At 67.5% G+C, this 16,777-nt stretch carries 16 protein-coding genes; 11 read left to right on the top strand and 5 right to left on the bottom strand.

What is annotated here, in order from left to right:
- From EON91_RS11590 to EON91_RS11565, 6 genes are all read left to right on the top strand, one after another.
- Positions 1-491 (top strand): peptidoglycan DD-metalloendopeptidase family protein (locus EON91_RS11590; protein WP_292094889.1); only part of this gene is annotated, 491 nt, incomplete at its 5' end.
- Between the two features lie 135 nt (positions 492-626).
- Positions 627-917 carry a preprotein translocase subunit YajC gene (gene yajC, locus EON91_RS11585; RefSeq protein ID WP_292094887.1) on the top strand — a complete coding sequence of 97 codons (291 nt, stop codon included), beginning with the start codon at positions 627-629 and terminating at the stop codon, positions 915-917.
- 29 nt (positions 918-946) lie between these two features.
- Complete coding sequence (gene secD, locus EON91_RS11580) at positions 947-2,539, top strand: protein translocase subunit SecD (RefSeq protein ID WP_292094884.1); 1,593 nt, start codon at positions 947-949, stop codon at positions 2,537-2,539.
- Positions 2,539-3,528, top strand: coding sequence for a protein translocase subunit SecF (secF, locus tag EON91_RS11575; protein WP_292094882.1), 990 nt, complete (start codon positions 2,539-2,541; stop codon positions 3,526-3,528). The genes secD and secF overlap by 1 nt, the downstream gene beginning before the upstream one ends.
- Before the next feature lie 87 nt (positions 3,529-3,615).
- On the top strand, positions 3,616-4,236 hold the full coding sequence (locus tag EON91_RS11570) for a hypothetical protein (protein ID WP_292094880.1): 621 nt from the start codon (positions 3,616-3,618) through the stop codon (positions 4,234-4,236).
- A gap of 70 nt (positions 4,237-4,306) precedes the next feature.
- On the top strand, positions 4,307-4,930 hold the full coding sequence (locus EON91_RS11565) for a squalene/phytoene synthase family protein (protein WP_292094878.1): 624 nt from the start codon (positions 4,307-4,309) through the stop codon (positions 4,928-4,930).
- Here the strand turns inward: EON91_RS11565 and EON91_RS11560 are convergent.
- The 3 genes from EON91_RS11560 to trmFO are packed head-to-tail and all read right to left on the bottom strand — an operon-like array spanning position 4,927 to position 8,133.
- Positions 4,927-5,814 carry an oxygenase MpaB family protein gene (locus EON91_RS11560; RefSeq protein WP_292094877.1) on the bottom strand — a complete coding sequence of 296 codons (888 nt, stop codon included), beginning with the start codon at positions 5,812-5,814 and terminating at the stop codon, positions 4,927-4,929. The genes EON91_RS11565 and EON91_RS11560 overlap by 4 nt on opposite strands.
- Positions 5,814-6,674, bottom strand: coding sequence for a hypothetical protein (locus EON91_RS11555; protein ID WP_292094874.1), 861 nt, complete (start codon positions 6,672-6,674; stop codon positions 5,814-5,816). The genes EON91_RS11560 and EON91_RS11555 overlap by 1 nt, the downstream gene beginning before the upstream one ends.
- Before the next feature lie 49 nt (positions 6,675-6,723).
- Positions 6,724-8,133: a methylenetetrahydrofolate--tRNA-(uracil(54)-C(5))-methyltransferase (FADH(2)-oxidizing) TrmFO gene (gene trmFO / locus EON91_RS11550; RefSeq protein WP_292094869.1), complete on the bottom strand. Its 1,410-nt coding sequence runs from the start codon at positions 8,131-8,133 to the stop codon at positions 6,724-6,726.
- Between the two features lie 90 nt (positions 8,134-8,223).
- Between trmFO and EON91_RS11545 the strand changes: the two genes are divergently transcribed.
- From EON91_RS11545 to EON91_RS11535, 3 genes are read left to right on the top strand one after another with little or no spacing between them, the layout of a single operon-like run.
- Positions 8,224-9,024 carry a hypothetical protein gene (locus EON91_RS11545; protein ID WP_292094868.1) on the top strand — a complete coding sequence of 267 codons (801 nt, stop codon included), beginning with the start codon at positions 8,224-8,226 and terminating at the stop codon, positions 9,022-9,024.
- Positions 9,021-9,911, top strand: a complete 891-nt coding sequence (locus EON91_RS11540) for a hypothetical protein (protein ID WP_292094866.1) — start codon at positions 9,021-9,023, stop codon at positions 9,909-9,911. Before EON91_RS11545 ends, EON91_RS11540 begins: the two co-directional genes overlap by 4 nt.
- A 43-nt stretch (positions 9,912-9,954) precedes the next feature.
- On the top strand, positions 9,955-10,848 hold the full coding sequence (locus EON91_RS11535) for a hypothetical protein (RefSeq protein WP_292094862.1): 894 nt from the start codon (positions 9,955-9,957) through the stop codon (positions 10,846-10,848).
- A 21-nt stretch (positions 10,849-10,869) separates the two neighbouring features.
- Here the strand turns inward: EON91_RS11535 and uvrA are convergent, their stop codons facing one another.
- Positions 10,870-13,812 (bottom strand): excinuclease ABC subunit UvrA, encoded by a 2,943-nt coding sequence (gene uvrA, locus EON91_RS11530; RefSeq protein ID WP_292094860.1) that lies wholly within the window; start codon positions 13,810-13,812, stop codon positions 10,870-10,872.
- Positions 13,813-13,960: 148 nt separating this feature from the next.
- Here uvrA and EON91_RS11525 point away from each other — a divergent pair, with 148 nt between their 5' ends.
- Both EON91_RS11525 and EON91_RS11520 read left to right on the top strand, forming a co-directional pair.
- The gene (locus tag EON91_RS11525; RefSeq protein ID WP_292094857.1) at positions 13,961-14,758 is read left to right on the top strand and encodes an AraC family transcriptional regulator; all 798 of its coding nucleotides are present in this window, start codon (positions 13,961-13,963) and stop codon (positions 14,756-14,758) included.
- Positions 14,759-14,795: 37 nt separating this feature from the next.
- A complete protein-coding gene (locus tag EON91_RS11520) occupies positions 14,796-16,277 on the top strand; it encodes a serine hydrolase (RefSeq protein ID WP_292094855.1) in 1,482 nt (493 codons plus the stop codon).
- 3 nt (positions 16,278-16,280) lie between these two features.
- On the opposite strand, the gene EON91_RS11515 is transcribed toward EON91_RS11520, so the two are convergent.
- Positions 16,281-16,772: a group III truncated hemoglobin gene (locus tag EON91_RS11515; protein WP_292094891.1), complete on the bottom strand. Its 492-nt coding sequence runs from the start codon at positions 16,770-16,772 to the stop codon at positions 16,281-16,283.
- Positions 16,773-16,777 lie beyond the last annotated feature (5 nt).

Genomic DNA, 16,777 nt, shown 5'->3' with positions numbered 1-16,777 from the left:
ATCAGCACCGTCAGCCCCTGCCCCCGCCGTCAGGCAATCCCGCCTTGCCGTCGCGGACGCCCGCCGTGGATGTCGCACCGACCGCAGGCGCCCCGTCCAGCAGCGTGGCGCTGCAATGGCCGGTGCGGGGCGACATCGTTCGCCGCTTTGGGCCGGTCGGCATGGGCGAGCGCAACAACGGCATCAACATCGGCGCCTCGGCAGGGACGGCGGTGACAGCCGCCGCCGCCGGGCGCGTGGCCTATGTCGGCGATGACCTGGTGGGGCAGGGGCTGACGGTGCTGATCGTGCATCGCGACGGCTGGCGCACGGTCTATGGGCACCTGGGTTCGGCGACGGTGCGCGATGGCGACGACGTGCGCGCGGGTCAGCAGATCGGCACGGTCGGTCTGACCGCCGGCGACGGACGCCCGTCGATCCATTTCGAGACCCGCCAGATGCGTGGCGACGAGCCCGTGGCCATCGATCCGTTGTCCGTTCTGCCACGCTGACGGAATTGCGACCGCGCCGCGCGTTGCAATGTCGCGCGGCGCACCCTAGTTTCCGCGCCTCGTTTTCAAGGGGCGCCGCGTGACGGCCAGGCCCCGCGCCGGGGAGTTACCATGCCTGCTGCCGAAGGCGGACTGATGTCCGCAATCACGACGTTCCTGCCGTTCGTCGCCATCTTCGTCCTGTTCTACTTCATGCTGATCCGCCCGCAGCAGAAGCGCGTGAAGGAGCATCAGGCGCTGATCGCGGCGATCAAGCGCGGCGACACGGTGGTCCTGTCCAACGGCATGATCGGCAAGGTGACCCGCGTCGAGAACGAGGAAGCCATGGTCGAGATCGCCCAGGGCGTGAACGTCCGCGTGGTCAAGGGCATGGTGGCCGAGGTGCGCAACCGCACCGCCATCGCCGCCAACGACGCCAAGGCCTGACCCCCTAAACCGCCCAAGGGGCCGTCTCCATGATTCAGCTGTCGCGCTGGAAAGTCACCCTGCTGGTCATCGCGACCATGCTGGGGGTGCTTTTCGCCTATCCCAACGTCCTGACGCCCTCGCAACGCGAGTCGCTGCCGGGCTGGTTGCCCAATAACGCCCTGAACCTGGGCCTGGACCTGCAGGGCGGCTCGTATCTGCTGCTCGAGGTCGATGTGCCGGAGATGCGCACGAAGCGCGTCACCAACCTGGTCGAGGACGTGCGGGTCACCCTGCGCGAGGCCCAGATCTCGGTCGGCGGCCTGCAGCGCGAGCCGGGCGGCGTGGTCGTGACCATCCCCGACGCGGGCCAGTACAACGCCGCCTTCGAGGCGCTGCGTCAGCTGGCGGGCGCGCCGGGCGCGAACGGCCAGACCGACCGTCAGGCGACCCGCCTGTCGAACAACCGCATCCGCTTCGCCTTTACCGAGACCGCGCTGAACAGCATGGGCGCGACGGCCGTGGACCAGTCGATCGAGGTGGTGCGCCGCCGGATCGACAGCCTGGGCACGCGCGAACCGTCCATCACGCGTCAGGGCGCCGACCGCATCGTCGTTCAGGCCCCCGGTGAAAGCGATCCGACCCAGCTGGAGCGCGTGATCGGCCAGACGGCGCAGCTGACCTTCCAGATGGTCGACATGGAAAACTCGGTCGCGGACGCCGCAGCCGGACGTGTGCCGCCGGATGCGCAGTTGCTGATGGGCGAAGACGGCCAGCCGTATCTGGTCAAGAAGCGCGTGCTGGTCTCGGGCGAGAACCTGACCCGCGCCAGCGTGGGCTCAGACCAGAGCGGCCGCCCCGCCATCGACTTCCGCTTTGACGGCCAGGGCGCGCGTCGCTTTGGCGAGGCGACGGCCCAGAATATCGGCAAGCCCTTCGCCATCATTCTGGACGGCAAGGTCATCTCGGCCCCGACCATCCAGGGCGCGATCACGGGCGGCACCGGCCAGATCACCGGCAGCTTCTCCATCCAGCAGGCGTCCGAACTGGTCAATCTGCTGAACGGCGGCGCCCTGCCGGCGCCGCTGAAGGTCGAGGAACGCCGGACCGTCACCGCCGAACTGGGGGCCGATGCGGTCGCTGCCGGCGGGATTTCGACGGCCATCGGTTTTGCGATCATCGTCATCTTCATGATCCTGGCCTACGGTTTCCTGTTCGGCGGGATCTCGGTCATCGGTCTGGTGCTGAACGGTCTGCTGATCATCGCGGCCATGTCGCTGACCCAGGCCACGCTGACCCTGCCGGGCATCGCCGGTCTGATCCTGACCTTTGCGGTGGCGGTGGACGCCAACGTGCTGATCTATGAGCGGATGCGGGATGAGGCGCGGGCCGGTCGGTCGGTGATCGCCTCGATGGACGCCGGCTTCAACAAGGCCATGGGCACCATTATCGACGCCAACCTGACCACACTGGTCGCCGCGGGGATCATGTTCATCTTCGGCGCCGGCCCGGTTCGCGGCTTTGCATGGACCCTGACTATCGGCGTCTTCACCTCGATGTTCTCGTCGGTGATGGTCGCCCAGGTGCTGCTGGCTTACTGGCTGAAAACAGCCAAGCCCAAAAAACTGCCGATCGCGGAGTGATGGCGATGCGTGGATGGCCCCTCATCAAGCTGCTTCCGCAGAAGACGAACCTGCATTTCGTCAAACACGCCCGCGCGGCGGGCATTCTGTCCGTCGTGCTGTGCGTCGCGTCCATCGTGGCCTGCTTCTATCCCGGCCTGAACATGGGCATCGACTTCCGGGGCGGCGCCTCGATGGAGGTGTCCAAGCCGGCCGGTCAGACGATCGAACTGGACCAGGTGCGCAGCGCCGTGGGTGAACTGGGCCTGGGCGACGTCCAGGTGCAGGGCATCGCGCGCCGCGACACCAACGCCGATGACGGATCCACCGCCATCCTGCGCTTCCAGGTGCCGGAAGGTCAGGACCAGACCGCCGTCGTTCGGCAGGTCGAGGGTGCGGTGACCAAGGCGGTTGGCGACGTCAGCTATTCCGGCGTCAGCGTCGTCGGCTCGAAAGTGTCGGGCGAACTGTTCACCTCGGGCCTGCTGGCGCTGGGCGTCGCGATCGCACTGATGTTCCTCTACATCTGGTTCCGGTTCGAGCCGCAGTTCGGTTTCGGCGCGGTGATCGGCCTGCTGCACGACGTGATCCTGACGTTCGGGCTGATCGTGCTGTTCAAGCTGGAGTTCAGCCTGAACATGGTCGCCGCCGTCCTGACGGTCATCGGTTACTCGATGAACGACACTGTCGTTGTGTTCGACCGCCTGCGTGAGAACCTGCGCAAGTACAAGACGATGCCGCTGCGCGAGGTGATCGACCTGTCGCTGAACGAGACCCTGTCACGAACCATCATCACCGGTGTGACCGCCGTCATGGTGCTGGGCGCGCTGGCCGTCTTCGGCGGTGAGGCCCTGTTCGGCTTCTCCATTGCCCTGATGTTCGGCATCATCATCGGCACCTATTCGTCGATCTATGTCGGCGCTCCGGTGATCCTGCTGTGGGGCGTCAAGCGCGGCCAGGTCGCCGAGGACGCCAAGCCGATCAAGCTGGGTCCGGCCAGCCGGCCCTAGGCTTCGATCCTATGTGACTTCTCCCTCCCCACGCCGGGGAGGGAGCGTTACAGTCCCTCCCAGAATCACGCCGGGGAGGGCGCACGAATGGCTGGACTGCTTTCGAATTTCCGCAACACCATCGGGCTCAGCCTGCTGCTGGCCGCGATCATGATCTTCGCCTTCGGACGTGTTGCGCCGGGCGGGTTCGACATGGGCTTCTGGCAGGCGCTGTTCCGCTGGATCCACGTCGCGGCGGGCATCCTGTGGATCGGCCTGTTGTACTATTTCAACTTCGTCCAGATCCGGAAGATGCCGGAGATCCCGGCCGAGCTTAAGCCCGCCGTGTCGCGCTATATCGCGCCCGAGGCCCTGTTCTGGTTCCGCTGGTCGGCGCTGGTGACGGTGCTGGCCGGGCTAGCCGTCATGTTCATGCGCGGCCACGCCTATGCGGCCGAGGTGCTGAGCTTCGGCATGGCCGGCGGCCTGGTCCAGGGCGATCAGGGCTTCATGTTGATGGGCGTCGGCGTGTGGGTCGCCGTGGTCATGTTCCTGAACGTGTGGGGCATTATCTGGCCGAACCAGAAGCGCGCCCTGGGCATCGTGCCGGCCGACGACGAAACCAAGGCCCGCGCCGCGCGCGTCGCCATGCTGGCCAGCCGCACCAACCTGCTGCTGTCGCTGCCGATGCTGACGGCCATGGCCATGTACCAGACCCTGTTCGGCTGACACCGTCCGACAGGTGATTTTCGGGGCCGGGAAGGGCGACCTTCCCGGCCTTTCGTCCTATGTGAGCCGAATGATCGATCTCGACGCCCAGGTCCGCAGCGCAGATATCGACCGCTGGCTGGCCAGTCGGTTCGTGGCCGACGAACGCGCGCGGGCCGACCTGATCGCGCTGTACGCCTTCGAGGCGGAGTTGATGGCCATTCCCACCCGCGTGACCCAGCCCCTGCTGGCCGAGATGCGCTATACGTGGTGGGCCGAGCAGATGGACGGCGTATTCGCCAACACGCCGCGCGTGGGGCATCCGGTGCTGGAGGCGCTGACGGATGTGGTGACGCGACATGCGTTGCCTCGCGCGCCGGTGGACGCCCTGATCGAGGCGCATATCGGGCGGGTCCACGGCCAGCCGCATGATCTGGACGCCTTCTATATCGGGCCCATGGCGTTGGCGGTGCGGGTGCTGGCCGGAGCGGGGCACGGGGCGGCGATGACCGAAGCGGCCCGGATCCGGGGTCTGGCTCAAACCGGTCGGTTCGAGGAGGCGCAGGCCCATAGGGGCGCCGCCAACCGCGCCCTTCGCACGCTGCCGGCCCAGGCCTTTCCAGCGGTGGCGCCGGCGGCCTTGACCCGGCCAGAGGCGCCCGAGGCCGTCAAGCGGCTGAGGTTGACCTGGGCCGTTGCGACGGGCCGGATCTAGCGCGGGAAATCCAGTATCGAAGCGGGCCAGACGCTGCGGTTCGGCGAGCCGTCGAAGGCCCAGCGGATGAAGTGGGCCGTGCTTTTCGCCCCGGCGCGCATCAAGGGGCGCGGCAGGTTGACGGGCTGGTCGTGCATGGCCCGCGCCCAGGCTGGCAACAGGTCCAGTCCCGCCTGCATGATTATGCCTGCTGCAGCGTCGACGGCGGGCATGCGGACCGTCTGGCGCATCACCATGGCGGCCACCTCGTGGGTGCGGGCGTCGGCGCGGAGCTCGGGGCGGAAGGTCCGGATCAGGGCTTCCGCCTGGGCGCGCGTACGCGGGACCGGATCGGCGCCCAGCGCCTCGGCGATCCGCGCCATTTCGACGAAATAGGCGTCCTGGCGCGCCAGGGACATGGACGGTTCGGCATAGCGGATCCAGGCGTCGAGGAAGCTGGACACCTCGGTCACATGCACCCAGGCCAACAGATGCGGATCGGACACGCGGTAAGGCGTGCCATCGGGCAAGGTCCCGCCCAGTTTGGCATGGATGCGATTGACCTTGTCGATCGCCGCGCGTCCCGCCTCGGCGTGGTCATAGGTGGTGATGGCGATGAATTTGGCCGTGCGCCGCAGGCGGCCGTGCATGTCGGCGCGGAAGTCGGAATGGTCCCAGACCCCCGCCAGGACGGCGGGATGCAGCATCTGCAGCAACAGACCCGAGACGCCGCCGATCATCATCGTCACCACGTCGCCGTTGACGGCCCAGGCCACCGAGTCCGATGGAAACAGCGCGTCGGCGCGGCGCAGCACCGGACGCTCGCCCTTGTCGGCGTCGTTGAACACCTCGGTGATCCGCGCACGCACGGCGCGGCGAATGGCGTTGAACGGACCAGGCGCCATCAGGGCAGGCGCGCGACGTGAGGCTCGCCCTCGGCCAGCCAGACGATGACTGTCGGCTGGCCGGGCGTCACCACCTCAACACCACGCTGGACCAGAGGGTAATCAGAGACGCAGGGCGTGACGTCGCGGCCTTCGCTCATACGGCAGGCGATCAGATAGCGGTCACGTTCCAACGGGCGGATCAGGCGCTGGACCAGCGGGCCCGTGGCCGGTTGTTCGGCCGTGACGACGTTGATCGTGCGGTTGGCCTGGCTGGCCAGCACGAATTCGACGTCATGCCGCATGGAGTGCGGGCGCATGGCGATGCTGACTGTGTCCGGTTGACCGTCGTAATCGACATCGAAGTGGAGGGTCTGACCCGCCTCGACCTCTCGTTCGGCTCCCATCCGGGCGACGGCGTCAGTCAGGGTGGGGGCCACAGCGCCGCGCGCGGCGATGCGCGAACCGGTGCAGACGGCGCGTTCAACCTCGGCCTCGGCCGAGTGGGTCTGGATATACTCGGGCTCTGCGACGGGACCGGCGTCACCCAACAGGCGGCCATCGCGACCAAAGACCTCAATCCGGTCGGTGTGAATGGCGCCGCCGCCGCAGTCGTAACGGTTGGTCCTGACCACAAACGCCTGACCACCGGTGATCGCGCCGTGGGCGACCCACAGTTCCTTCACCGCGCGCACGTTGCGGGTAGCGGGACCGTCAGGCGGCAGGACCGCGCCCTCGGAAATCCACAGAGAGATTCCGTCAGGGCGGTGGAGCGTCGGTTCGAAGCGGATGAGCTGACGCCACGGACCTTCGGTAGTGATGGTCGGGGCCGCCTCGGATGCAGCAGCGGTCAGAGCGAAAGCGGCGAGCCAGGCGATCATGGGGAGCCCCGTTGGTCTGATCCGAGCGTAGCACGACGCCGACGGGCGCCTAGACTGCGTCCCGCCAGGCCTTGAGCGCGTTCAGGCCCCGGATGCTCATCAGCCGCTTCTTGGCGCGGCCGCGGTCCTTGGGATTGATGCGCTTGCCGTCTTCATCGACGCGCGGCGCTTCAAGCGGGGGCAGCAGGCCGTAGTTGATGTTCATGGGCTGGAATTTGGAGCCTTCCAGGTGGCCGCCGGTGATGTGTTCGACCAGGGCGCCCATGGCGGTTTCCGGCGGCGGGGCCGACAGGTCGCGGCCCAACGCCTGGGCCGCCGCCAGTCGGCCGGTCAGCAGGCCCATGGCCGCGCTTTCGACATAGCCTTCGACCCCCGTCACCTGACCGGCGAAGCGCAGGCGCGGCATGGATTTCATGCGCAGCTGCTTGTCCAGCAACTGCGGACTGTTGAGATAGGTGTTGCGGTGCAGGCCGCCCAGGCGGGCGAACTGGGCGTTCTGCAGGCCGGGGATCATGCGGAAGGTCTCGGCCTGCGCGCCGTGCTTCAGCTTGGTCTGGAAGCCGACCATGTTGAACAGGGTGCCCAGGGCATTGTCCTGGCGCAGCTGGACGATGGCGTGGGCCTTGACCGTCGGGTTGCGCGGATTGGTCAGGCCGACAGGCTTCATCGGGCCGTGACGCAGGGTTTCGCGACCGCGTTCGGCCATCACCTCAATCGGCAGGCAGCCGTCGAAATAGGGGACGTTCTCCCACTCCTTGAACTCGGCCTTGGGGCCGGCCAACAGGGCGTCGATGAAGGCGTCGTACTGCTCCTTGTCCATCGGGCAGTTGACGTAGGCGGCGGCGTCGCCGCCGGGGCCTTCCTTGTCATAGCGCGACTGGCGCCAGGCGATGTCAAAGTCGATGCTGTCGGCGTGGATGATCGGCGCAATGGCGTCGAAGAAGCTGAGGCTTTCCTCGCCCGTCAGCTTCAGGATGGCGTCGGCCAGGGCGGGCGAGGTCAGCGGGCCGGTGGCGACGATGACGTTGTCCCAGTCCTCGGGCGGCAGGCCGGCGATCTCTTCGCGGACGATGGTGACCAGGGGGTGGGCCTCTAGCTTCGCCGTCACCGCCTGGGAAAAGCCGTCGCGGTCGACGGCCAGAGCGCCGCCGGCAGGCACCTGATGGGCGTCTCCGCAGGCCATGATGATCGAGTCCAGCGCCCGCATCTCGGCGTGCAACAGGCCGACGGCGTTGTATTCCCAATCGTCCGAACGGAACGAGTTGGAGCAGACCAACTCGGCCAGGCCGTCGGTGTGGTGGGCGTCGGTCTTGACGCCCGGAACGCCGCGCATTTCGTGCAGGATGACGGGCACGCCGGCGTTGGCGATCTGCCAGGCGGCTTCGGATCCGGCGAGGCCGCCGCCGATGACGTGCACAGGGGCGGGGACGGGTTTGGGGAAGGGCGCTGTGTTCGACATGGCGGCCTTCTAGCCATCCCGGAGGGTTTCGTCAGCAACCGACTGGCGGCGCGCGGGCGGACGGGTATGATCGGCCGCTACGAGGGGCTGATGAACCACAAGCATACCCATGAGCGGCGACTGAATGTCGTGGCCGCCGTCACCGACGGTGCGCGCGCCATGCCGCGCATCTGGCGCGGCGCATGGGCGGCCCTGGGGCAGGTCAGCGTGCTGGCCCTGGCGCCCGTTTTCATGACGCTGATCGGGACGGCCGCGATTGTGCATGCCGTCTGGGTGGCGGTCGCGGTCTGGATCGCCTGGGGCGCGCTGAGCCGCGTGGGCACGGCGCGCAGCAACGTCACGGCGTGGGCCGAGGGGCTGGGACCCGGCGGGCTGCAATTCGGCAAGGTCGAGTTGCGGCTGATGGGGGCGATGCTGCTGAACCTGATCTTCATCGCCATGATCCTGTGCGTGCTGGTGCTGGCGGCGCTGGTGGTGGCGGGGATGGCGGAGCTGAATGTCGCGGCGATTCAGGCGCGGGACTGGGGCGCCGCCGGCTCACCCTGGCGGCTGGGTCTGGTGTGCGTGGTCGCCGCCCTGACCGTGTGGGTTCCGCTGATCTTCGTCATTCGACTGGGCCTGTTCAGTCAGGCGACGGTCGGGCGAGGGCATGCCGTGTCGCTGAACACCCTGGGGATCGCCCAGGGCAGTTTCTGGCCCTTGGCGCTGCTGTTCGGATTGATCGCCGTGGCGGCCCTGGGGCTTGTGGCGTTGCAGATCGCGGACGGGACAGCGGGCCGGATCGTCGGGACGCTGGGCCTGATCTGGATCGTGGCGCCGTTTGCGGCGGGCGCGCTGGGCGTGGCCTATCGACAGCTTGAATACTGGACCCCGCAAGGAGGGGCGCGATGACCAACAGGTTCTCTATCGGTGATGCGCTGGGCGATGCGCTGGGCCTGATCCGGCGGCATCCGCTGGCGGTCCTTGTCTGGGGCCTGGTGACGGCGGCCCCCAATGTTCTGGTGCTGGCCATCGGCGCCGAGATGGGCCAGCTGGCGCCCGAGGTCGCGATGGACGCCGAATGGTGGCGGTATCAGGCAATTTCCGGCCTGGTCAGCATAGCGCAACTGGTGCTGGCCGTGATCGTCGGCACGGCGGCGATGCGGGCCATCCTGCACGGCGAAGGGCAGGGACGCGCCTTCTTCATGCGGTTCGGCATGGACGAGCTGTGGGTCGCGGTCTCCTACATCGCCATGTTCGTGGCGGTGTATGCCGGCATGATCGTGGTGGGCCTGGCGGGCGTGGCTGCGGGCCTGATCCTGTGGGCGGTGAACGAGGGCGTGGCCATCGGCCTGGGTGTCCTGATCGGCATCGCGGGCGGCGTGGCCGTGGTCTGGCTGATGCTGCGGGTGTCGCTGATCCCGGCGGCCAGCGTGCGGACCCACCATTTCGCCTTCGTCGAGGGGTGGCGGATAGCCAAGGGGCAGACGCTGCGGATTCTGGGCGTGTCGCTGGCGGCGCTGGTGCTGGTGCTGACGCTGTATGCCGCGATCATCCTGCTGGCGATCATCATCGCGCTGGTGCTGGGCATTGCGCTGCCGAACCTGGACCAACTGGGCGAGATGGGTCAGCTGAGCCTCGACAGCGGTCCGCAGATGTGGACGCTGGCGCTGATCGCCCTGATCCCCGCATCGGTCCTGATGGGCGTGATCAATGTGCTGACCTATGGACCGCTGGCGTCGGCCGTCAGGCAACTGGCGGGGCCGGGCGACGGCGCGCGCGCGGCGAACATCGGCTAGACTGACCCCTTAGACTGGCCCGATCGGATTGACGGAGGAAACCATGAGCTTTTCACCCACGGAAGCGGCGTTCGAAGGGTTCCGGGTCGTGCGCCGACGCCCCATGAGCCTGGTCGGCTGGTCGTTGTTCTGCATCGTGATGACGGCCGTGATGGGCCTGTTGATGATGGACACGCTGACGGCCTTCGCCAGCGCGACCCAGGGGCTGGAGAACGGGACCGAGCCGACGATGGCGGACCTGGAGCGGATCGGGCGGCTGTATTCCGGCATGATGGCCTGGGCCGTCCCGCTGGGGCTGGTGTTCGGCGCCGTGCTGAACACGGCCATCGCGCGATCGGTGCTGAAGCCGGAGGCGGGCGCTTTCGCCTATCTGCGGCTGGGAATGGACGAGGTGCGGGTTGGCCTGGCGACGCTGGTGGTCGGTATCGTCATGGCGGTGATCGGCTTCGTCGTCTTTGGCGTGGCCGGGACTCTGGCGACGCTGGCCGTCAGCGGAAGCCAGAGCGCGCTGGCGGGTCTGGCGATCCTGGTCGGCCTGGCGGGCATAGGGCTGCTGATCTGGATGGCCGTGCGGTTCAGCCTGGTCGTGCCGATCACCTTCGCCGAGCGCCGCATCGCGCCGTTCGAAAGCTGGACCCTGACCAAGGGGCGGACGCTGCGTCTGCTGGGGATGGGGGTCATCGCCTTCGCCATGTCCATCGTGGTCAGCATGCTGGGCGGCATCGTCGCCATGCCGTTGACGATGGCCACCGGTGCGGGGCTGCAAGGCCTGGTGGGGCTGGAGGACGCCTCGTTGCAAGAGGTGCTGCGCGCCGCCGCCGTGCCGCTGACGGTCTGGCTGATCATCAACAGCATCCTGACGGCGATGCAGACGGCCATCCTGTATGCGCCGTTCTCGGCCGCCTATCGGGACATCAAGGGTCAGCCCGCCGCCTGAACGGCGGGCTGAGGCCGTAGCTTAGGCGCTCTTGCGGGCGCGGGCCTTTGGCGCGCGTTCAGCGGGGGCGCCCAGGGCCGCGACGCGCGCCTTGCGGCGTTGCTCGTGGCGGTCCAGCACTTCCTTGAGGTAGCGGCCGGTCCAGCTGGCGGGGTTGTCGGCGACCTGTTCCGGCGTGCCGACGGCGACGATCTCGCCCCCGCCGTCACCGCCTTCAGGACCGAAGTCCAGCAGGTAGTCGGCGACCTTGATGACATCCAGATTGTGCTCGATCACGACGATGGTGTTGCCGTTCTCGACCAGTTCCTGAAGCACCTCCAGCAGCTTGCGCGTGTCCTCGAAATGCAGGCCGGTCGTGGGCTCGTCCAGGATGTACAGCGTCTTGCCGGTGGCGCGTTTCGACAGTTCCTTGGACAGCTTGACCCGCTGGGCCTCGCCGCCGGACAGGGTGGTGGCCGGCTGGCCGACCTTGACGTAGCCAAGGCCGACGCGTTCCAGCGTCAGCATCTTGTCGCGGATGGACGGCACGGCCTTGAAGAACTGGGCGGCCTCCTCGACCGTCATGTCCAGAACGTCGGATATGCTCTTGCCCTTGAAGACGATCTCCAGTGTCTCGCGGTTGTAGCGTTTGCCCTTGCAGACGTCGCAGGTGACATAGACGTCGGGCAGGAAGTGCATCTCGATCTTGATGACGCCGTCGCCCTGACAGGCCTCGCAGCGGCCGCCCTTGACGTTGAAGCTGAAGCGGCCGGGGCCATAGCCGCGGGCCTTTGATTCCGGCAGGCCGGCGTACCAGTCGCGGATGGGCCCGAAGGCGCCGGTGTAGGTGGCCGGGTTCGAGCGCGGGGTGCGGCCGATCGGCGACTGGTCGATGTCGATGACCTTGTCGAAATGCTCCAAGCCCTCGATCCGGTCGAAGGTGGCGGGGGCGTCCGAGGCGTTGTTCAGGCGGCGCGCGGCGGCCTTGTACAGGGTCTCGATGGTGAAGGTCGACTTGCCGCCGCCGGACACGCCGGTGACGCAGGTGAACACGCCGACCGGGATCTCGCCGGTGACGTTTTTCAGGTTGTTGCCGGTGGCGCCGCTGATCTTCAGCATCTTCTTGCGGTTGACGGGGCGGCGGCCGTCGGCGGGCAGTTCGATCTCGCGTTCGCCGGTCAGATATTTGCCGGTCAGGGAGTTCGGATTGGCCATCACCTCGGCGGGCGTGCCTTCGGCGCAGACCTGACCGCCATGGACGCCGGCGGCGGGGCCCATGTCGATGACGTAGTCGGCGGTCAGGATCGCCTCTTCGTCATGTTCGACCACCAGCACCGAATTGCCCAGATCGCGCAGGCCCATCAGGCTTTCCAGCAGGCGGGTGTTGTCGCGCTGGTGCAGGCCGATGGACGGTTCGTCGAGCACATACAGGACGCCGGTCAGGCCCGAGCCGATCTGCGAGGCCAGGCGGATGCGCTGGCTTTCGCCGCCCGAAAGCGTACCGGAGCTGCGCGACAGGTTAAGATAGTCCAGGCCGACGTTGTTGAGGAAGCGCAGCCGGTCGGTGATCTCTTTCAGGATGCGCCGCGCGATCTCGGCCTGTTTGTCGGTCAGCTGTTCTTCCAGTGTCGAGAACCACAGATAGGCCTTTGAGATCGACAGCCAGCTGATCTCGGCGATGTCCTCGCCGCCGACCTTGACTGCCAGCGCCTCGGGTTTCAGCCGCTTGCCACCGCAGACTTCGCACGGGGTTTCGGACTGATAGCGACCCAATTCCTCGCGGACCCATGCGCTGTCGGTTTCGCGCCAGCGGCGTTCAAGGTTCGGCAGCACGCCTTCAAAGGCCTTGGAGACCTCATATTTTCGGGCGTTGTCGTCGTAGACGAATTTGACCTTTTCCCCCGCCGAGCCCTGCAGGATGACCTTTTGCGCCTTTTCCGGCAGGTCGCGCCACGGCTTGTCCATCGAGAAGCCGTAGTGGGTCGACAGCGACTGCAGCGTCTGGGTGTAGAGCGGCGACGGACCGCGCGCCCATGGCGCGACGGCGCCCTTGTGCAGGGTCTTGTCGCGGTCCGGGATCACCAGATCGGCGTCAAAGGCCAGCTTGACCCCCAGACCGTCGCAGGTCGGGCAGGCGCCGAAGGGGTTGTTGAACGAGAACAGGCGCGGCTCGATCTCGGCGATGGTGAAGCCTGACACCGGACAGGCGAATTTTTCGGAGAAGGTGATGCGGCGCGGCTCGGTCTCGCCCTCGGCGACGCTGGCCCATTCGGCCACGGCGATGCCGTCGGCCAGGCCCAGGGCGGTTTGCAGGCTGTCGGCGTAGCGCCCCTCAAGCCCGGTCTTGGTGACGATCCGGTCCACGACGATGTCGATGTCGTGCTTGAACTTCTTGTCCAGCGTCGGTGCGTCCTCGATGGCGTAGAACTGGCCGTCGATCTTGAGCCGCTGGAAGCCCGAGCGCTGCCACTCGGCCATTTCCTTCTTGTACTCGCCCTTGCGTCCGCGAACGACGGGCGCGAGCAGCAGGATGCGCTCCCCCTCGGGCAGGGCCGTCAGCTTGTCGACCATCATCGAGATGGTCTGGCTTTCGATCGGCAGGCCGGTGGCGGGCGAATAGGGCACGCCGACGCGCGCCCACAGCAGGCGCATATAGTCGTGGATTTCCGTCACCGTGCCGACGGTCGAGCGCGGGTTCTTGGACGTCGTCTTCTGTTCGATGGAGATGGCCGGGGACAGGCCCTCGATCAGGTCCACGTCCGGCTTGCCCATCAGCTCCAGGAACTGGCGCGCATAGGCCGACAGGCTCTCGACATAGCGGCGCTGGCCCTCGGCGTAGATGGTGTCGAACGCCAGCGAGGATTTGCCCGAGCCGGACAGGCCGGTCATCACCACGAGCTTCTCGCGCGGGATGTCGACGTCCACGCCCTTGAGATTGTGCTCGCGGGCGCCGCGAACGCGAATGAAGTTATGCTTTTCGATCATGCTGTCCGGGAACGCGACAAGGCCCGGTTCGGGTCCGGGACGACGCCGCTATATGGGGATCAATTCGCCTGATTCAGCAAGAACAATGTGGGAACATTGCGGCGAGTTCACTCGTCATTGGTTCGCGGGGCGCCCTAGGGTGGCGGCCATGACCGCCGCAGCTCCTCTCACGATCCTGAAAGCGACGCTTCACAAAGAAGCCGGGATGGACGTGCGCCTGGTCCATTATCCCGCAGGTCTGACGCAGGCGCGTCACCGTCATGAGGACGCGCAGCTGTCGATTTTGCTGGCCGGTTCGCTGCGCGAAGTGACGCGCCACCGGGATGTGGAGACGGCGCGCCGGTCGAACGGGCTGAAGCCGTGTGGGCAAAGCCATGCCGCGCAGTTCGGCCCGCATGGCGCGCTGATGCTGTCGATGACGCTGGATCAGGATCCGGCCATGTCGCGTCCGGCAGCCGAGTGGGCGCCGAATACAGCGGCCATGGATGCCTTGATCGCCGGACTGCTGGCGACGGATGACGCAGCCGTGCGCGCCGATATGGCGCAGGATCTGCGCGGCATGCTGGAGGCGGGGGCGACCGCGCCGACAGGGCGAGGCGGGCACGATGCGGCCCGGCTGCTGAAGCAGGCGCTGGACGCCCGGCCGGACGGCGGTCGCATCGACGACATGGCCCGCGCGCTGGGGCTGCATCGGGTGCATCTGAGCCGTTGCTTCACCGAAACCTATGGCCTGGCGCCCAGTCTTTATCGGGCGCGGGTCATGACGGCGCGGGCGCTGACGCAGGCGCTGCGAGGGCGGGAGGGGCTGGCGGCGGTCGCGGCGGATGCAGGTTTCGCCGACCAGAGCCATATGGCGCGCACCAGCCGGCGGCAGGTCGGGGCGCCGCTGTCGCGGGTGCGCGAATTGTTCGCGCGCGCTACATCCGTTCAAGCGTGGGCCGCCTGAAACCCGCACATCGCTGCTGTCACAGGAGCGACGATCGATGAAACTTCTCCCCGCCATTCTGTCCGCCAGCCTGGTGGCCGCCCCGGTTCAGGCCCAGCCGGCGGACCGCGCCGATCTGGCCACCCGCACGGTCATGGACCTGGCCAAGGCGACGCGCGCGCCCGCATCGGCGCCGCCCGCGCTGTCGGTCATCGTGGTGCGGCCGGGCGCGGCGCCCGCGATCTATGTCGATGGCGTCGCCGACGTGCGCACGGGCGCCCGGGCGGACGGGGACACGCTGTTCTATATCGCCTCGATGACCAAGGCCTATGTGGGCCTGATGGCCGCGACGCTGGATCAGCGCGGGGTGTTCGACCTGGACCAGACGATGACCGATGTCTGGCCGGGCCTGACCATCGAAGGGCGGGATCCCTCGACCATCACCTTCCGTCAGCTGCTGTCGCACCAGGCGGCGATAGACAATGATGAGCTGACCGGCGCGACAGCCTATGTTCGCGAGATTCCGGCGGGTGAGTACGGCGCCTTTCTGGCCCGGTCCGAGGCTCGGGACGAAGGGTTCCAGTACGACAATCTGGGTTACATCCTGTACGGCGCGGCGCTGGAGCTGAAGACCGGGCGGCACTGGCGGACCTGGCTGGACGAGACGGTGATCCGGCCGATGGGCATGGATCACACGGCGTCGCGGGTCAGCGGCTGGCCGGTCACAGCTGCGGGCCATGAATGGATCGGCGATGGCCAGTGGCAGGCGCGCTCGGTCAAGACGGATGACCTGATGCATGCGGCGGGCGGCCTGATGACGTCGCCCAACGACATGGCGCGGTGGCTGGCGGCGAATGCGGGCCGGACGACTTTGCCGCCCACCGCCTATGCCGAGGCGCAGCAGTCGCTGGTTGCGGCCGAGGCCAATCAGGAGGGGATCGCTTGTCAGGGCTATTCCCTGGGCTGGCGAACCTGTCTGGTCGCGAGCGAGACGGTGCTGCTGCACGGCGGCGGCTATACGGGCGCGCGGTCGGGCATGGCCATCGTGCCGCGGCTGGGCGTGGGCGTGGCGGTCCTGTCGAACAGCGACAGCATGACCGGATATCTGAGCGGGGCGCTGGTCAAGACGTTTCTGGAGACATTGATCGATCCCACTCACCAACCGCAAACGCCGGAAGCCTTCGGTCAGGCGTTCAGCGAGATGCTGACCAAGCAGATGCAACGCCGTCACGAGCGTCTGGCCCAGGCGCGGGACGAGGCGACCTGGCAGGGCTGGGCCTGGACGCCGGATGCGGCGGCGCTGGATGCCTATGTCGGGCGGTATCGTTCGGAGCTGGGCGATGTGGTGGTCGAGCGGGACGGCGACGGCCTGCGCCTGCAACTGGGTCAGATCTCGGCGCAACTGACGCCCGCGACGCCCGACCTGTTCGGCGCGCAGTCCAGCCCCATCGTGACGCCGGACGAGGCGCGGTTCATGCGCGAGAACGGCCGTATCGTCAGCCTGAACTGGGACGGCGATCTGTTGCCCCGCGTGGACTGAGCGTCAGTCGCCGGTTCGGCGATAGCGCTCGCCGACGCCCAGCATGACGTTGTTGGCATTGGCGACACCCAGTTCCAGGCTCTCGGCGATGCGCCGGGCGCGCTCCATGAAATGGGCGGCGGCGACGGGCGGGCAGACCTCGCGCGTTGTCTCCTCGAACAGGGCCAGCCAGCGGTCGAAGTGGGTTCCGTCGATGGGCAGGGGCAGGTGTTTCGGCATCGGCCGGCCCTGATAGACGCCGGTGGACAGGGCCACGGACGACCAGAACAGCTTCATCTGCGCCAGATGCGGGCCCCAGTCCTGAACGCGCGCGGCGAAGACCGGGCCGATCAGGTCGTCGTCGCGCACCTTGGCGTAGAAGGTCTCGACCAGGCGGTCGATCATCGCCTCGTCGATGCCGGTGTGATCGCGGATGCGCGCCGTCGCCTCGGCGCGGCGCAGGGCGGCGGCTTCGCGGTCGGGCGGGTTGGCGGCGGGGAAGGGGATGGCGGTCATGAGGG

Source organism: Brevundimonas sp. (assembly GCF_004210735.1).
Lineage (GTDB): Bacteria > Pseudomonadota > Alphaproteobacteria > Caulobacterales > Caulobacteraceae > Brevundimonas.
This window is presented reverse-complemented; position numbering and strand designations above follow the sequence as displayed.

What these genes read in the sequence shown, in the direction of transcription:
- secF (WP_292094882.1), top strand. Translation starts at nt 2,539, where the DNA reads ATGGCGATGCGTGGATGGCCCCTCATCAAGCTGCTTCCGCAGAAGACG.
- yajC (WP_292094887.1), top strand. Translation starts at nt 627, where the DNA reads ATGTCCGCAATCACGACGTTCCTGCCGTTCGTCGCCATCTTCGTCCTG.
- EON91_RS11535 (WP_292094862.1), top strand. Translation starts at nt 9,955, where the DNA reads ATGAGCTTTTCACCCACGGAAGCGGCGTTCGAAGGGTTCCGGGTCGTG.
- EON91_RS11540 (WP_292094866.1), top strand. Translation starts at nt 9,021, where the DNA reads ATGACCAACAGGTTCTCTATCGGTGATGCGCTGGGCGATGCGCTGGGC.
- EON91_RS11555 (WP_292094874.1), bottom strand. Translation starts at nt 6,674, where the DNA reads ATGATCGCCTGGCTCGCCGCTTTCGCTCTGACCGCTGCTGCATCCGAG.
- EON91_RS11520 (WP_292094855.1), top strand. Translation starts at nt 14,796, where the DNA reads ATGAAACTTCTCCCCGCCATTCTGTCCGCCAGCCTGGTGGCCGCCCCG.
- secD (WP_292094884.1), top strand. Translation starts at nt 947, where the DNA reads ATGATTCAGCTGTCGCGCTGGAAAGTCACCCTGCTGGTCATCGCGACC.
- EON91_RS11560 (WP_292094877.1), bottom strand. Translation starts at nt 5,814, where the DNA reads ATGGCGCCTGGTCCGTTCAACGCCATTCGCCGCGCCGTGCGTGCGCGG.
- EON91_RS11545 (WP_292094868.1), top strand. Translation starts at nt 8,224, where the DNA reads ATGAACCACAAGCATACCCATGAGCGGCGACTGAATGTCGTGGCCGCC.
- uvrA (WP_292094860.1), bottom strand. Translation starts at nt 13,812, where the DNA reads ATGATCGAAAAGCATAACTTCATTCGCGTTCGCGGCGCCCGCGAGCAC.
- EON91_RS11525 (WP_292094857.1), top strand. Translation starts at nt 13,961, where the DNA reads ATGACCGCCGCAGCTCCTCTCACGATCCTGAAAGCGACGCTTCACAAA.
- trmFO (WP_292094869.1), bottom strand. Translation starts at nt 8,133, where the DNA reads ATGTCGAACACAGCGCCCTTCCCCAAACCCGTCCCCGCCCCTGTGCAC.
- EON91_RS11570 (WP_292094880.1), top strand. Translation starts at nt 3,616, where the DNA reads ATGGCTGGACTGCTTTCGAATTTCCGCAACACCATCGGGCTCAGCCTG.
- EON91_RS11515 (WP_292094891.1), bottom strand. Translation starts at nt 16,772, where the DNA reads ATGACCGCCATCCCCTTCCCCGCCGCCAACCCGCCCGACCGCGAAGCC.
- EON91_RS11565 (WP_292094878.1), top strand. Translation starts at nt 4,307, where the DNA reads ATGATCGATCTCGACGCCCAGGTCCGCAGCGCAGATATCGACCGCTGG.